The organism is Synechococcus sp. BS55D, assembly GCF_004332415.1.
Lineage (GTDB): Bacteria > Cyanobacteriota > Cyanobacteriia > PCC-6307 > Cyanobiaceae > Synechococcus_C.
On the sequence record NZ_PHQT01000003.1, the window covers coordinates 162,979 to 177,814 of the forward strand.

At 63.1% G+C, this 14,836-nt stretch carries 17 protein-coding genes and 1 tRNA gene; 5 read left to right on the forward strand and 13 right to left on the reverse strand.

The genetic code is table 11. The features are described 5' to 3' along the window. Positions 1 to 43: 43 nt before the first annotated feature. Positions 44 to 880, reverse strand: coding sequence for a glycosyltransferase family 9 protein (locus tag CWE16_RS07680; RefSeq protein ID WP_131594406.1), 837 nt, complete (start codon positions 878 to 880; stop codon positions 44 to 46). A 73-nt stretch (positions 881 to 953) separates the two neighbouring features. Here CWE16_RS07680 and ispD point away from each other — a divergent pair, with 73 nt between their 5' ends. Continuing rightward, positions 954 to 1,631: a 2-C-methyl-D-erythritol 4-phosphate cytidylyltransferase gene (gene ispD, locus CWE16_RS07685; protein WP_131594863.1), complete on the forward strand. Its 678-nt coding sequence runs from the start codon at positions 954 to 956 to the stop codon at positions 1,629 to 1,631. Here ispD and CWE16_RS07690 read toward each other — a convergent pair. Together CWE16_RS07690 and CWE16_RS07695 are read right to left on the reverse strand one after the other, a co-directional pair. Next, positions 1,618 to 2,529 carry a S66 peptidase family protein gene (locus tag CWE16_RS07690; protein ID WP_131594865.1) on the reverse strand — a complete coding sequence of 304 codons (912 nt, stop codon included), beginning with the start codon at positions 2,527 to 2,529 and terminating at the stop codon, positions 1,618 to 1,620. The genes ispD and CWE16_RS07690 overlap by 14 nt on opposite strands. A 15-nt stretch (positions 2,530 to 2,544) precedes the next feature. Next, positions 2,545 to 3,441 carry a 4-hydroxybenzoate polyprenyltransferase gene (locus tag CWE16_RS07695; protein WP_131594408.1) on the reverse strand — a complete coding sequence of 299 codons (897 nt, stop codon included), beginning with the start codon at positions 3,439 to 3,441 and terminating at the stop codon, positions 2,545 to 2,547. Between the two features lie 119 nt (positions 3,442 to 3,560). On the opposite strand from CWE16_RS07695, the gene CWE16_RS07700 reads away from it, so the two are divergent. Continuing rightward, complete coding sequence (locus tag CWE16_RS07700; RefSeq protein WP_236629664.1) at positions 3,561 to 5,168, forward strand: Ppx/GppA phosphatase family protein; 1,608 nt, start codon at positions 3,561 to 3,563, stop codon at positions 5,166 to 5,168. On the opposite strand, the gene CWE16_RS07705 is transcribed toward CWE16_RS07700, so the two are convergent. The 6 genes from CWE16_RS07705 to petC form a co-directional block, all read right to left on the reverse strand. Then, on the reverse strand, positions 5,131 to 5,952 hold the full coding sequence (locus CWE16_RS07705) for a helix-turn-helix domain-containing protein (RefSeq protein WP_131594412.1): 822 nt from the start codon (positions 5,950 to 5,952) through the stop codon (positions 5,131 to 5,133). The genes CWE16_RS07700 and CWE16_RS07705 overlap by 38 nt on opposite strands. A gap of 76 nt (positions 5,953 to 6,028) precedes the next feature. Next, positions 6,029 to 6,100: transfer RNA gene (locus CWE16_RS07710), tRNA-Val, on the reverse strand. Between the two features lie 44 nt (positions 6,101 to 6,144). Then, positions 6,145 to 6,924 (reverse strand): precorrin-4 C(11)-methyltransferase, encoded by a 780-nt coding sequence (cobM, locus tag CWE16_RS07715; protein WP_131594414.1) that lies wholly within the window; start codon positions 6,922 to 6,924, stop codon positions 6,145 to 6,147. Beyond that, entirely contained in the window at positions 6,921 to 7,775 is an 855-nt protein-coding gene (lgt, locus tag CWE16_RS07720; protein ID WP_131594867.1) for a prolipoprotein diacylglyceryl transferase, read from the reverse strand. The genes cobM and lgt overlap by 4 nt, the downstream gene beginning before the upstream one ends. A 20-nt stretch (positions 7,776 to 7,795) precedes the next feature. Beyond that, positions 7,796 to 8,728, reverse strand: a complete 933-nt coding sequence (petA, locus tag CWE16_RS07725) for a cytochrome f (RefSeq protein ID WP_131594416.1) — start codon at positions 8,726 to 8,728, stop codon at positions 7,796 to 7,798. Between the two features lie 42 nt (positions 8,729 to 8,770). Next, positions 8,771 to 9,307 (reverse strand): cytochrome b6-f complex iron-sulfur subunit, encoded by a 537-nt coding sequence (petC, locus tag CWE16_RS07730; protein WP_131454599.1) that lies wholly within the window; start codon positions 9,305 to 9,307, stop codon positions 8,771 to 8,773. 101 nt (positions 9,308 to 9,408) lie between these two features. Between petC and CWE16_RS07735 the strand changes: the two genes are divergently transcribed. After that, a complete protein-coding gene (locus tag CWE16_RS07735) occupies positions 9,409 to 9,753 on the forward strand; it encodes a DUF3067 family protein (protein WP_131594418.1) in 345 nt (114 codons plus the stop codon). Here the strand turns inward: CWE16_RS07735 and tatC are convergent. Both tatC and CWE16_RS07745 read right to left on the reverse strand, forming a co-directional pair. Next, a complete protein-coding gene (gene tatC / locus CWE16_RS07740; protein WP_131594869.1) occupies positions 9,704 to 10,438 on the reverse strand; it encodes a twin-arginine translocase subunit TatC in 735 nt (244 codons plus the stop codon). The two genes, CWE16_RS07735 and tatC, sit on opposite strands and share 50 nt — an antisense overlap. A 132-nt stretch (positions 10,439 to 10,570) precedes the next feature. Beyond that, a complete protein-coding gene (locus CWE16_RS07745) occupies positions 10,571 to 12,307 on the reverse strand; it encodes an NFACT RNA binding domain-containing protein (protein ID WP_131594420.1) in 1,737 nt (578 codons plus the stop codon). 63 nt (positions 12,308 to 12,370) lie between these two features. On the opposite strand from CWE16_RS07745, the gene gmk reads away from it, so the two are divergent. After that, positions 12,371 to 12,943: a guanylate kinase gene (gmk, locus tag CWE16_RS07750; protein ID WP_131594422.1), complete on the forward strand. Its 573-nt coding sequence runs from the start codon at positions 12,371 to 12,373 to the stop codon at positions 12,941 to 12,943. A gap of 91 nt (positions 12,944 to 13,034) precedes the next feature. Here gmk and psaJ read toward each other — a convergent pair whose 3' ends face one another. Further along, positions 13,035 to 13,154, reverse strand: a complete 120-nt coding sequence (gene psaJ / locus CWE16_RS07755) for a photosystem I reaction center subunit IX (RefSeq protein ID WP_007101790.1) — start codon at positions 13,152 to 13,154, stop codon at positions 13,035 to 13,037. 37 nt (positions 13,155 to 13,191) lie between these two features. Beyond that, on the reverse strand, positions 13,192 to 13,671 hold the full coding sequence (locus CWE16_RS07760; RefSeq protein WP_131594871.1) for a Photosystem I reaction center subunit III: 480 nt from the start codon (positions 13,669 to 13,671) through the stop codon (positions 13,192 to 13,194). A 76-nt stretch (positions 13,672 to 13,747) separates the two neighbouring features. On the opposite strand from CWE16_RS07760, the gene tsaD reads away from it, so the two are divergent. Next, the gene (gene tsaD / locus CWE16_RS07765) at positions 13,748 to 14,818 is read left to right on the forward strand and encodes a tRNA (adenosine(37)-N6)-threonylcarbamoyltransferase complex transferase subunit TsaD (protein ID WP_131594424.1); all 1,071 of its coding nucleotides are present in this window, start codon (positions 13,748 to 13,750) and stop codon (positions 14,816 to 14,818) included. The last annotated feature ends 18 nt before the right edge of the window (positions 14,819 to 14,836 follow it).

Consider the following 14,836-nt stretch of genomic DNA (forward strand, 5'->3'; position numbering starts at 1 on the left):
TGCCGTCGCGACGGATGACCTGGTCCGCGGCGTTGGCTGGGCATTAGAAGCCCAGGGCGTTCAGCACATCCTGCGGGGTGAGGTTGGTCAGCCCTCCAGCTGGGGCTTGAACCACCCGCAGACCTTCTCGGCTGGGCAGTTGGTCTGCGTCCGCTCCCAGGGCGACGAGCGGCACTCCGCTGTAGACGGCAAGGAGTTGGGTGATCGGGCAGCTGCTGAGCACGACATCGGCGCTGGCAACCTGAGCGGCCCTCGACGTCACAGATCCACCAGGTGGAAGCACGACGGTGCGCAGACTGGCCAGTTTTGATCGGATCGTTTCCGGCAGCTGCTGCCATTGCTCGGGGGGCCAGTCACTGCTGATTCCGCTTGCCGCCAACAGCAGCAGCGGACCATCTCCGGCTGGCTGGCGGCTCCGCGCTTCCTCAAGGGCTTTGGCTGGCAGTGACAGGCGGAAGCGTTCTGCATTGAGGCTCAGGCCGATGGCCTGAAGGAAGCCCTCCTGACGCTGGGCGAGCCAGCCTTCGCCAGGACGAGCGGTGGTCGTAGCGGAGAAGCCGCTCGTGGCCACCCGCGTGGGGATGTGGCTCATGGAGAGCATCAGGTTCACCTGACGGCCTTCGGCGAAGTTGAGGCTGAGTTGGAAATCCGGTTCGCGCACGGATCCGAGAAGGTTGGCCCAGTCGGCCAGGGTCGAGCCCGCCTCAAATTCGAAGGGGATCACCTTGTCCACCGCCGCCAGCAGGCTCCAGACCTGGCGGGTACTGGCAGGGCAGGCCACCTGAAGCGTCGCATCGAGTTGCTCGGCAAGGCTCGCCAAGGCCGGCAGCCGTTCGAGTTGCTGCTGAACGGTCCCTGGACTGAGGGCGAGAACGCGCATGAACCAGCGTCACAGGTCGTTGCGTGCTGATTGTATGGAGGACGTTTCACCCTGCCTGTTGCAGGAGTCGCTTGTGCATCTGTTGATCGCCGCCGCCGGGAGTGGTCGTCGCATGGGCGCAGACCGCAACAAATTGCTCCTGCCCCTTGCCGGTCGACCGGTGCTGGCTTGGACCTTGGAGGCTGCATTGGCAGCCAAGGCGATTGCCTGGATCGGTCTTGTCGGTCAGCCGGTGGATCGTGCTGAGATCGCCCCTTTGATGGAAGGTGTCGCTAAGCCGGTGGTCTGGATCGAGGGGGGCAGCACCCGACAGGAGTCGGTTCAGCGAGGGTTGGCGGCCCTGCCGGCAGCAGCCACCCATGTCTTGATTCACGACGGGGCTCGCTGTCTTGTGGAGCCCTCTTTGTTCGATCGCTGTGCAGCTGCAGTGGAGTCGGGTGATGCGGTGATTGCGGCCACCCCCGTGACCGACACGATTAAACGGGTCAACACGGAAGGGTTGATCTTTGACACTCCTGATCGCTCGGAGCTCTGGGCCGCCCAGACCCCCCAAGGGTTTGCGGTTGAGCAGCTCCGGGAGGGACACCGCCAGGCCCTGGCGAGGGGATGGAGCGTGACGGATGACGCGTCCCTCTATGAGCGCTTGGGATGGCACGTGCAGGTGCTTGATGCTGGACCCGCCAACATCAAAGTCACCACTCCCTTCGATCTCACCGTCGCGGAGGCGGTTCTGGCTCTTAGAGCAGTCTGAGACAGCCCTGGGCGGGATCGAGTTCAGCGAGCCGCCCCATCGGCAAGGCGGCATTCCCCCCTGGGCCATGTCCGACGGGCAGTCCGCTGAGCACAGGAATGCCTAAGTCGCTGCAGCGCTCCCGCAGGACCTGCTCGAGGCTGAAGCCGCCGCGCTTGGGATCTTGGTCGTTGCAATCGCTAAAGCGGCCAAAGCAAAGACCGCCAAGCTTCTGCAGCAACCCCAGCAAGCGCCATTGGGTGAGCATGCGATCGAGCCGGTAGGGGGCCTCGGCCACATCTTCCAGCACGAGGATCGCCCCCTGCAGGGCAGGAACGTGTGGGCTGCCAAGCAGGTGAGTGGCCACGGTCAAGTTGGCCGCCACGAGCGGTCCTCGGACTGCACCCGTGCCCATAGATGCTGCGCTCCAGGTGTCCCCCCGGAGATCGGGCAGCGCACGCCCGAACAGAAGATCCTGTAAACGTTGCTGACTCCAGAGAGGCTCTCCCGCGAGGGTGGTGAGTAATGGGCCATGGATTCCTCCATCGATGCCTGCTGCCAAGCGCGCCCAAAGCAGGGCTGTCACGTCGGAGAAGCCAAGCAGCCAGCCCGGTTGCCATCGGATGGGCTCTTCCAGCAACCTGGCAGCGCCCCAGCCGCCGCGGGCGCAGGCCAGCAGTGGGGCTGTCGGGCTGGGATTCAGATCCGTCCGGCGCTGATCATCCGTGCCGGCCAGGTAGCCCCAGCGTCGCTTGCTGGCATCCCAGGGCAAAGGCTGAAGGCCCCAGGAGCTGAGGAGCTCCAGCCCCTCCTGCAGTCGGCTCGCATCGTCGATGGCTGAGCTGGCCGCCACCACAGCCACAGCATCACCGCCTTGAAGGGGTGGGGTGAGCTGACTGGATCCGCGAGTCGGCACCAGGGATCTCCGCAACGGTCAACCGATCCTGCCGAGGATCACCCCCAGCAGCAGCAAGGAGCCGAGCCACACCTGATGGCGGAAGTGGGTGCCGTAGATGGCCATTGGCTGGGGTTGGGTGCTGCGCAGGTCGTTGGTGGATCGTTCCATGCCAATGGCTGCCACAAACCAGCAGAGCCAGAAACCAGCAGCGAGTCCAGCGCCCCAGGCCGCGAAGGCCAGACTGAGTGCCGCCAGGGCGTAGCAGCAGCGCACTGCGACGACACAGTGCGGCCCAAGACTGAGAGCACTGCTGCGCAGGCCGAGCCGGGCGTCATCCGTCCGATCCGCCATGGCGTACACCGTGTCGAAGCCAAAGGTCCAGAGCAGCGTGGCCAGCCAGCAGCCCACGAGGGTGATCGATCCGACAAGCGGAGCACCGGTGGCTGCCCAGGGAATCAGCACTGCAAAGCCCCAACAAAGGGCCAGCACCATCTGGGGATAGGCGAACCAGCGTTTGGCTGAGGGGTAAAGAAGAATGGGCGGCAGGGCCAACAGCGCCAGCCCCAGGCAGGTGAGGCGATGCCGGTCAGGGAGAGCCAGCACCACCAGCAGGCTCAGAAGCAGCAGCAGCACGAGGGCGACGAAGGCGGCTTGCAGCGGGATCTTTCCCTGTGCCAGGGGGCGTTCTCGGGTCCGGGCCACCTCCCTGTCGAAGCGTCGATCCCAGAGGTCATTGGCGATGCAGCCTGCAGCGCTCACGCTCAGACCTCCCAGCAGGATCAACAGCACAAGCGATGCAGGAGGTGGTCCTGCAGGAGACAACCAAAGGCTCCAGCCCGCTGGGATCAGCAGTATCAGCCTTCCGCTCGGTTTGTTCCAGCGAAGCAGTTGAACCCAGGGGGTGAGAGCCGGGCGTGAGGTCGGGCCGGTCACAGCGCTGAGCAGCTGCAAAACCTTAGGCGGTGGCAAAGTGGTGCTGTTTGCTCTCCCGGTGCTTCATGGCGGCTGCCGAGCCCACCGCGCTGCACGAGTTGGAGCCCCCAGGAGTGGAGATGACGGAAAGCGCTCAGGGGCTGCAGGGTCATGGCCGTCGGATTCGCCGGGTGGCGGCTATCGACATCGGGACCAACTCCACCCACTTGCTCGTGGCGGCTGTGGATCCGAGCCTGCGCACGTTCAGCGTTGAGCTTGCGGAGAAATCAACGACCCGTCTCGGTGAGCGGGACCCTGACAGCGGTCACCTCACTGATGGGGCCATGACCCGCGCCCTCGAGACCCTCCGACGCTTCCGGGAGTTGGCCTCCAGCCATCAAGTGGAGCAGATCGTCACAGCGGCAACCAGTGCCGTTCGCGAGGCGCCAAACGGGCGGGACTTTCTTCAGCAAATTAAGGATGAGCTGGACCTGGATGTGGATCTGGTCAGCGGGCCGGAGGAGGCTCGACTGATTTATTTGGGGGTGCTCTCCGGCATGCCCTTCGGCGATCGCCCCCACTTACTTCTTGATATCGGGGGGGGGTCCACCGAGTTGATCTTGGCGGATGGGCGTGATGCCCGGGCCCTCACCAGTACCCGCGTCGGTGCAGTTCGCCTGCAGCGCGATTTCGTCAAGGATGATCCGATTCCGGCCCAGCGCCGGGCCTTTCTGCAGGCCTTCATTCAGGGCTCCCTTGAGCCTGCAGTCGACAAGGTGAGGAGGCGGATTAAGCCAGGGGAGACCCCCGTGATGGTGGCCACCAGCGGCACGGCGATGGCGATCGGTGCCTTGGCGGCCAATGAAGAGGAGCGTCCTCCCCTCAAGCTGCATGGCTACCGGATTTCACGCCAGCGGCTGGACCGGGTTGTGGAAAAGCTGGTCTCGATGACTCCGGAACAGCGTCGCGCTTTGGCCCCAATCAATGACCGTCGCGCGGAAATTATTGTTCCCGGGGCCTTGATTCTCCAGACCACCATGCAGATGCTGGCGGTTGACGAGATGGTGCTCAGTGAGCGGGCCCTGCGCGAGGGTCTGATTGTGGATTGGATGCTCAGGCATGGATTGCTTGAGGACCGTTTTAGCTTCCAGAGCAGCATCCGTCAGCGCACGGTGATCCATCAGGTGCAGCGCTTTGCTGTTAATCAGCTGCGGGCGGAGCGGGTGGCTTCCCATGCTCTGAGCCTCTATGACTCAACGGGCGGTCAGCTGCATCAAGACGGTGGTGCTGGGCGCGACCTTCTCTGGGCTGCGGCGATGCTCCATACCTGCGGCCAACACATCAACCTGAGTGCTTATCACAAGCACTCTTGGTATCTGATTCGCCATGGGGAGCTTCTCGGGTACTCAGAAGCCGAGCATCTGATGGTGGCTGCGATCGCTCGTTACCACCGCCGCAGCTTGCCGAAGAAACGCCACGAGGCTTGGCAAGCTCTGCAGTCGAGGGCCAATCGAACCACCGTGTCGGAGATGGCACTGCTGCTGCGTCTTGCGGCTGCCCTTGATCGGCGTCCTGAACCGGTGGTGGCTTCAATCCGTGCGGACGTCTCCGGGCGTGTCTTGAGCCTGGAGCTGGTCCCGGAGCGGCTGAATCAAAACATCAGCCTGGAGCAATGGAGCCTGGAAAGCTGTGAGCCAGTGCTCCGTGAGGTCACAGGGCTTGCTCAGAACGTGACGGTGCGGCAGTAAGGCGGTACCAACGCACTTGATCAATGGTCCCGAGCGGCGTCCCCTCCTGGCTGACGCCCTCCTGGCTTGTTGACACAAGATCAGGCCGGCCGGCATAGATCTCTAGCCCCCGCTCCCCATTGAAGGTTTTGCTGGTGTTCAGGGTCCCCTCGAACAGCACAGCACCGGCACCATCACGGATCACCACCCAACTGGGCTCCTGTGAGCGCACAACGATCGATTTGCTTGCTGTCGAGGTTGGGGTTGATGGCTCAGCGGAGACTTCCTCCGTTCCGGAGGTGGTCTGCGGCTGCGCTTTGGGTTCCGGAGCGCTGGGCATCGCGGCGAACTTACTGGCGATCGGCCCCAGCTGATCAAGATGAAAGGCTGCCAGCAGGCCAGCCGCCAGCGCTGCCAGCCCTGAGAGGGGCAGCAGCAGATTCGGGCCGGCTTTTGCGTCTTGGGTTTCCTGGGTGTCCCAACGGCTTGCTGTACTGGTTGTCAGCCTCGGGCTGCTATTGAGGCCCTGCACCAAGGGCTCCGGGTCGATCCCCAGCTTGCTCGCCACCCGACGCACCATCGCCTTGATGAAGACCGGCTCGGGCAGATTGTCCAGCTGAGCTGCCTCTAGGGCTTCGAGTTGCTCGTCTCCCATGTGGAGAGAGGCGGCAAGCTGATGGATGGTCAGCCCTTTGGCTTCACGTGCACGCCGCAGGACTTGACCTGCCAGCTCCAAAGGAGAGATCGATTGCTCGGAGCCGTGGCTCGGCTTCAGAGAGATAGGCTCACTCTGCTCCGGTCCCATCTGGGTGAAACAATCATTCGACCGGAGATTAGTCCGAATGGCAACGCTTGTCAGTCCACCAAGACGAGCGTTCAGATGGGCGATACTGGATTCGAACCAGTGACCCCTTCCGTGTGAAGGAAGTGCGCTACCACTGTGCTAATCGCCCGCACAGAGGAATCTTAAACCACCACCGGCAGGTGATTCTCAGCTTCAACGCCCAGGGCGGAAGAGGTGATCGTGGTCTGGCGAATAGAGCTTGGATCGCTGCCCCTGGGCCTTGAGGGCAGGGCTGATCACGTAGAGCGTGGTGCGGATGAGGTCCCGTTGTTTCGAGACGGTTGCCATCTCTTGGAGTGGGACCACCTGAAGCCACTGATCGGGCCAGCTGACGCGGTAGCCGATAGCGACCGGGGTGTCGGCGGGGTAGTGCTCCATCAGCGTGGCCTGCACCTCATCGACGTGGCGGGCGCTCAGATAAAGGCATAGGGATGCTTGCAGGCGGGCCAGGTTGGCGAGTTGCTCCCGCTCTGGAACACCAGTGCGTCCCCCGGCTCTGCTGAGCACGATGGTCTGCACCAATCCGGGGATGGTCAGCTCAGCACTCAGCGCTGAAGCGGTGGCTTGATAGGCGCTGAGGCCTGGCACCACGTCCACGTCAATGCCTGCATCAGCAAGGCCGCAGACCTGTTCAGCGAGAGCTCCATAAAGACAGGGATCACCATCGTGCAGGCGAACGACCCGCAGGCCTGCCTGGGCCCGCTCGATCATCAGTGGCAGCACCTCTTCAAGCGTGAGAGTGCTGGTGCGAATTCGTTCGCATCTCTCTGGAGCCAGGGCTGCAATCTGCGGTGAGACCAAGGAGTCGGTCCAGATCAGCACCTCTGCAGCCCGCAGGCGATCCTCGGCTCTTCGGGTCAGAAGATCGGGGGCACCCGGTCCGGCACCCACGATTGAAACTTGCGCAGGGTTGGGTGAGACCGAGCTGTTCATGCCGGATCTCCCCGTCGAGTGGAGCCAAGATCGGGCAAGGCCCGTTTGCGTCCATACAGCCACCAGAGCCCAACAGCGGCAAGTCCCATGAGACCAAGGCTCATGAGTTGGGCAATGCGCAAGCCTCCATCGCAGAAGGGTGGTTGACCTCCGAGGCAAAGCGGATCAATGCGTAGTCCCTCAATCCAGACCCGGCCAAGGCTGTAGGCCAGCAGGTAGACGCAGCTGAGCGCTCCCGCCGGCAGATTGATGCGCCGCTTTCGTCCTTGCAGGAACAAGGTCATCAGCAGGGCGAACACCAGCAGGTTCCAGATTGATTCGTACAGAAACGTTGGATGGAAGTAATCGGCATCAGCGAAGACGGCCGGGCGTTGCGGATAGGCGATGAACAGCTTCCAGGGAAGATCAGTGGGTACGCCAAAGGCCTCCGAGTTAAAAAAGTTGCCCCAGCGGCCGATCGCTTGGCCCAGGGCAACGGATGGCACCAGTACATCGAGCACATCCCAGAACGACTGCCGCCGCCATCGACAGAACAGGATCACGGCCATGGTGCCCGCTAGCAGAGCACCATGGATGGCAATACCTCCACGCCAGATGGCGAACGCTTCCCACCAGGCGCCTTGATAGTTGCGCCATTCAAAGGCCACGTAATAAATCCTGGCGCCAATAACGGCCGCCAACACCAGGATCGGCAGTAGGTCGCTGATCAGACCTTGTTCCAGGTCTCGCTGACGGGCTAACCAGCTGGAGAGGTTGAGACCGATCAGGACGGCGAGCGCAATCAGCAGGCCATACCAGCGCAAGGCAAAAGGCCCGAGCTGGAACAGCTCGGGCCCGGGTGATGTGAACATCGCGAGGAGTGACACGGAAATCAGACGCCCTCAGCGGCCTGAACTTTCTCCACCTGTTTCTTCTTGAGGACCAGCATGATCTGGGCCAGTGCAACCGCGGCGAAGAAGGCAAGCAGACCGTAGATGCGAACAGGGTTCTGAAGAACGATTTCACCGTCCATCTGGCCGAAGCCACCCACGTTGGGATCGTTGGTCAGAGCTTCACCTGCTTCGACCTGGTCACCCACGGCAACGATGAGCTCTGGGCCGACAGGGATGGTTTCGTCGGTTGTGCTGCCGTCAGCTGCTTGGATCGTGACGATGCTGGCGCCGTTTTCGCCAGGGGCAATGGCGCTAATGGTGCCTGCTGCAGGAGCGGTGTAAATGGTGTTGTTGCTCTTTTCACCGGTGGGATAGACCTGACCGCGTCCGCGGTTGCCACCGACGAAAACCTGGTATTTGCCGAAGTGAATGTTGCTGTCGGCAGCAGGGTCAGGCGAGAGGATCGGGAAGACGATCTCCTGATGCTGGTCACCGGGGATAGGACCAACGAGGAGAATGTTGGGCTGGTCGTCGCTGTACTGCGTGAAATAGACGCCTTCAGTCTCTTCTTTGATTTCGTCGGTCCAGCGATCCTGGGGAGCCAGGGTGAAACCGTCCGGGAGTTGCACAACGGCACCAACCTGCAGAGGAACTTGGCTGCCATCGGCGCCGATTTCCTGCAGGCCCTGCTCGTAGGGAATCTTCACGGCTGCGGTGAAGACGGTGTCAGGCAGCACGGACTGGGGGAGCTCCACCTGGGTGAGCTTCTTGGCTAGATGGCAGTTGGCGCAAACGATTTTGCCGGTAGCTTCCCGTGGGCTGGCGTAGTTCTGCTGAGCCCAGAAGGGGTAGGCCCAGCTGGCGGCCGGAGCGGTAAAGACGGAAACGCCGACGATCAGAGCGGCGAGGAGAGGGGAGAGGAGGCGACGCATCAGAGCAGGGAGACGGGAGAGAGGGAGGAAGCGCTGAACGAATCAGACCCACCAGGGCTTCTCGCCCGTGCGGAAGTCGGTGTCGGTCCACTGGCTCACGAACACGTTGTCGTTATCGACACTGACGTTGGCGAGGGCCAGGGACAGGGGAGCGGGACCACGCACCACCTTGCCGGTGGCGTCGTACTGGCTGCCGTGGCAGGGGCACATGAACTTGTTGGCGCCACTGTTCCAGGGCACAACGCAGCCCAGGTGGGTGCAGATGGCATTGATTCCGTAGCTGCCGATGGCGTCGTCGCCTTCAACAATCAGATAAGTGGGGTCGCCTTTGAGGCCCTGCACCAGGCTGCGGTCACCGCTGGGGTGGCTGCTCAGCCAGCCAGTCGCGGTGATCGGGTTGCCGAGCTCATCTTTGGCCGTGGTGCCGCCGCCGCCACCTGCCGCCCGGGGCGGGATGAAGTAGTTCACCACTGGGTAGAGCGCGCCGAGCGCAACACCGGTCACAGATCCAAAGGTCAGCAGATTCATGAACTGCCGACGACCCATTCCGGGCACATCGCTCGAGGAGGCTTGGGTCATGGCGGAGGCAACCGTCACTGAATGGCGTCCATTATGGACGTTGAAGTGCCCATCACGCTTTGCAACGACTGGGCTTTAACGTGTGTTGACGGCCTGTTTCCGTGCTTGAAGAATCTCCCTCCAGTCCCCCTGAGCCTCTGACGGTCGAGGAGGTGATTGGCTGTTTACGCCAGCGTTGGCAAGCGAGTTACGACCTTCAGTTGGTCGTTCGCCAGGGCCGGCTCTATGTCCAGGTGATGTGGGCTTATCTGGAACAGCAATCGTTTCCCCTCGATGAAGCTGCCTATCGGGAGCACCTTGCTGAGGTGATCGAGGTGGTCAATCGCTTGGCCCAAGCCAATGCCGTGCGTACCTGGCTGGAGAACACCAGGGATCGTCCCCGGCTTGGCAAGGCACTCAGCCTTCAGCTGCAGGGGGCTGAGCGTCTGGAAGAGTTTCTGCTTTGAAGCCCTGGGTGACGGCCACCAGTCCAACGCCGACAAGAAACAGGGCGGTGATCGCTCCTCCCAGCAGCAGCATTGTGATCGGGTCTGTGGACGGGGTGAGTACGGCGCCGGCGAGGGCTGCTGCCAGCACGACCCATCGCCAGGCCGCCAGCATTCGCTTCCAGGTGATCAGGCCGAAGAGACCGAGCAGCAGCTGGAGCACAGGCAGCTGAAAGGCCAGACCGGTCGCCAGCATCAGCAGAAGCACGAAATCGAGATAGCGCTCAATCGACCACAGGGGTTCGACCACATCAGCGCCATAGCTCACAAGGAAGCGAAGGGCTGCCGGCACCAAGGCCCACCAAGCAAAGGCAAGACCGGCCAGGAACAGCACAGCTGATCCCGCCACTGCCGGCGCGATCAGTCGTCGCTCCTTCCTTGTGAGCCCTGGAAGTACGAAGGCCAGGCCCTGATACAGCACGAAGGGCAGCGCCAGGGTGAGGCCGGTGTAACCAGCCACCTTGAACGACACGAACAGAAATTCACCGGGAGCTAGCTGCAGAAAGTGAATCGACCCCGCCGGCGCTTCGAGGAGGCGGACCAGAGGCTTGACCGCCACCAGGCATCCCAGGGCTGCGATCACTACGGCCAGCAGGCTTTTCAGTACCCGCTGGCGCAGCTCCTCCAGGTGATCCGTCAGCGGCATCTCCACATCGCCGGGCAGCTCAGCCGCAGGCCTGCTGATCCGAATGGGCGGAGGGGGAGCCTGGGGGGAGGCTGCCGCGGCTTTGGGCTCGTTCGGGTCGACGGGGCTCAGGAGGGCAGGTTCTGGCTGGAGTCAGGCTAGAAGTTCTCCGGCGCTCAGTCGCTGTTCCGCCCGTTCCGGCTCCGCCCAGCGCACGGCTCCGCCTCGGTGACGCACCGTGCCGGGGCCAGCGCCAGCGATCCTCTGCAGCTGCTCCACTGGCACCATCACCACTGGCACCCTGCGGTTCCGGCGGGCACGGCTGAACAGGGCGGCCAGATCGGCGGCCAGCTCTAGGTCCGCTTCGCAGGCGAGGCCTGTGGAAGCCTTGAGCACCACATGACTGCCTGGGCATTCCTGGGCGTGAAACCAGAGGTCCCCTGGCCGTGCCTGGCGCAGGCTGATCCAATCGTTCTGGCGGTGATTGCGGCCGACCTGAATGGTGAGGCCAGCGGGACTGCGCAGTTCCAGGGGCTCCGGGCTGCCGTCCCGACGCTGGGGGGAGCCCGTGCGCTTGCTGCGTTGGCGTGGCTGAAGCAGCTCCTCCAGCTCTTGTTTCAGTTCCTTCAGGCGTTTCACCCGCTCGAGGGCTTCGTCCCAGCTGGCTGTGAGGAGATCCTCGAGAAAGCCATCACTCCCTTCAATCAGCTGCAATCGCTGCTGATGGTGCCGTTCACGCTCTTCAAGTTGGGGAACCGCACGGCGGAGCTTGCGCGCGCGCCGATAGAGCTTCTGGGCTTCATCGATTTGTGTGCGCTTCGGTTCCGACAGGCAGAGCAGAGCATCAGCCTGATGCTGCAGGGCGGTGGCCTGCTCGGTTTCTTTCATCTTCATCAACTGCTCTGCGAGCTGCCGCTCCTCCCGCTCCCGCCAATGGTCGAGGCTTTGTCGCAGCTCTCTGGCGATCTGCTCCAACTGTCGGCGTTCCAGTTGGTCCCGGTAGTGCCGTCCCAGGCGGAGGCTGAGCGGCTCCTCAGCCTCCGGATTGGCTTCCTCCTCCCCTGACCAGACCTGGTAACGGCCCGCACGATCGATCCGTAACTGGAAGTGCTCATCCTCCAGTTGCCACAGCCAGCTGCACCAGCGGCTGTGCAGAGCACGCCATTCCGGCTCGCTGAGCTCCTGCACCGATTGGTTGAGGCGCTGCTTCGACACTTCAGGGTCGTCATGCGCCAGTTGCCGTGCCAGGGCGGGGCTGATGCCCTGGTAGCTCTGGCGTAACGCATCCCCGAGGGGAACCGGCAGCAGCATCAGACGCTCATGCCAGCGTTCGAAACTCTCCTGCGTCGATGGAGGGATTCCTTGCAGCGGTGGGGGCGGTAGGTAGGGATCACCGGTGCTGATCGGTCTGACCCTGGATTGGTGATCACGAACCTGTCGTCCCAGGGCGATCACTCGCTCCTGTTCGTCGAGAAGCATCAGATTGCTGTGGCGGCCCATGAGCTCCAACACAAGCCAGCGTTGGATCTCAGCTCCAGGGCGTGGCGCGAATCCGAAGCGCACCACCCGTTCGAATCCGTCCTGCATGAGGCTGACGAGAGCCAGCTGCTTCAGACTGTGCTGGATCTGTTGCGCCAGGGTGCTGCCACTGCCTTCGCGCCGAGGGGGGGGGATCTGCACCAGCCTGGCCTGCTCCGCCTGCCAGCTCAGCTCGAGCCACACCATGCCTTTCAGCGTGCGAAAGCCCAGCTGGAGACCATGGGCGTCTGGCTGCTGGGCCTTCTCAAAGCGGCTGGGCAGGATGCGTCCACGTAGGTCGCTCAGAACAGCCCGTAGAGCTGTGAGGTCCATCACCTGGGGCGAGGCACTGAGCGGAAAGGGCTTGACCATGGCGGCGGCCGAGTTCTGCCGAGCGGATGCCTTCCTACCCTGCGGGTCGATCGGAAGCAATCCATGGTCCCCCCTGACACATCCGCCAGGCTCACGGTGCTCACCGGGCCCAGTGGTGTCGGCAAGGGCACATTGGTGGCCCGTCTGAGGGAGCGTCATCCCAATCTCTGGCTCTCCGTCTCCGCCACCACCCGATCGCCGCGGTCGGGGGAAGAGGAGGGGGTTCATTACTTCTTCCACAGTCGGGCCGGGTTTGAGGCCCTGGTGCAAGCCGACGGCTTACTCGAGTGGGCGGAGTTTGCAGGACATTGCTATGGAACTCCCCGGCAGCCGGTGCAGGAGCGTCTAGCTGCAGGAGTGCCAGTGCTGCTGGAAATTGAGCTTGAGGGCGCCCGCCAGGTGCGACGCAGCCTTCCAGATGCGCTTCAGATTTTCCTTGCCCCTCCCAGCCTGGAGGAGCTGGAGCGGCGGATTCGTGGGCGAGGAACAGAGGCTGAGGAGGCGATTCAGCGCCGACTAGCGCGGGCCCGTGAGGAACTGGACGCTCAGTCGGAATTTGATGCCGTGGTGGTGAATGCTGATCTGGACAAGGCTCTGTCCGAACTTGAGCGGCTGATGGGGATGCACAGCCATTGAGGATGGACAGCCATTGAGTGAGCCATGAAAAAAGGAGGGGCTTCGCCCTCCTTTCATCGTGATGGAATTGGCTCGATGCCTCGAAGGGCGATCAACCCATCGGGTGGAAGAGAAGATCGGGGAAGAATCGGTTCCACTCGATCAGGATGCCGGCGGTCAGGGTGAACCAGATCGCGGCAACGACGGGAGCGGTGGTGAGGAATTTCTGCATCGGATCAGGGCGCTTGGATGGAATAAAAACGGAGATCTCAGCGGGGCGAGACGGTGACCTTGTTGTCGCTTTCCAGCAGTTTGCCGCTGGTGAGCTCGCCGAAGGCAGCCAGGGGCCAGGTGGCCGCGGCGATGCAGCTCTTCAGAGCGAGGGGGAGATCGATCTGGATCTCCTTGGTGTACTGCTCCTTGGTTCCGCGGGTGGCCTTCAGGTATTCGCGACCGGCCCAGCCGATGCAACCTGCGATGTAGAGGAACATCAGGCCGGGATACACGAAATCACCGGCGTGGCTCCAGCGACCATCAACGATCAGGTGAGGCAGGCCATCGTCACCGCACACAGCCTCGCTGTACATCTCGAAACGAGCCTTGGCTTGGGGGGTGGTGGCTGCCGCAGCACGCTGCTGGAAGCGGGCGCTTTCAGCGCAGGGGGTGAGACCTGCCACATCAGCCTTGGCAACGGGGGCGAAGCCGAAAACGAGCAGGGCCGAAAGCGCAAGGGCAAAGAGACGACGCATCGGATCGATTCCTGGTTGGGCCTGCCCCAGACGGCAGGATGTCACTAGCGGACAGTAGGGGAGGCTGACCAACCGGATGACAACACTGCTGGCCCTCGAAACAAGTTGTGACGAGTCGGCCGCCGCCATCGTGCGGCAGACAGACGTAGGAATCGAGGTTCTGGCCCACGGCATCAGCTCCCAGGTGGAGGAGCACGCCCAGTGGGGTGGGGTGGTGCCCGAGATCGCTTCGCGAAGGCATGTGGAGGCGTTGCCCTTTCTTGTCGAGCAAGCGCTGGCGTCCTCGGGGCTCTCCATGGATGCGATGGATGCTGTGGCCTCGACCGTTGCTCCCGGGCTCGTGGGGGCGCTGATGGTCGGTTCGATCACGGCGCGCACCCTGGCGGCTCTCCACGGATTGCCATTTCTAGGCATTCACCATCTGGAGGCTCATCTCGCATCCGCTGCCCTTGGGGAGGCTCCGCCAGAGCCTCCCTACCTGGTGTTGCTTGTGAGTGGTGGTCATACGGAGCTGATCCGGGTGGATCTGGAGGGGCGCATGCATCGGCTTGGCCGCAGCCACGATGATGCTGCTGGCGAGGCTTTCGACAAGGTGGCTCGCCTTCTGGGTCTCTCCTATCCAGGTGGGCCGGCGATCCAGGCCTTGGCAGTGGCCGGGGATTCCTCCCGCTTTCAGCTGCCCAAGGGTCGGGTGTCGAAACCCGGTGGTGGCTATTACCCCTATGACTTCTCCTTCAGCGGTTTGAAGACGGCGATGTTGCGGCAGGTGGAGGCCTGCCGCGCCGATGGCGCCGAGCCTCCCTGGGCTGATCTCGCGGCCAGCTTCGAACAGGTGGTAGCCGATGTGTTGGTGGAACGGAGCCTGCGCTGTTGCCGCGACCAGGGCCTTCATCGCCTGGTGATGGTCGGTGGGGTTGCCGCCAACCGTCGTCTGCGTGCACTCATGACCGACCGGGGCCAGGCCTTGGGGGTATCGATCCAGATCGCCCCGCTCGCTTACTGCACCGATAACGCCGCCATGGTGGGAGCAGCAGCGCTCCAGCGCCTGCAACGCTCCACTGCGGCCAGTCGCCTTGGCCTCGGCGTGGCAGCCCGCTGGCCGCTGGAGGATGCGGATGCCCTCATGGCTTCGCCACCACCGTTCTGATCCGTCGTCCTTAGAATT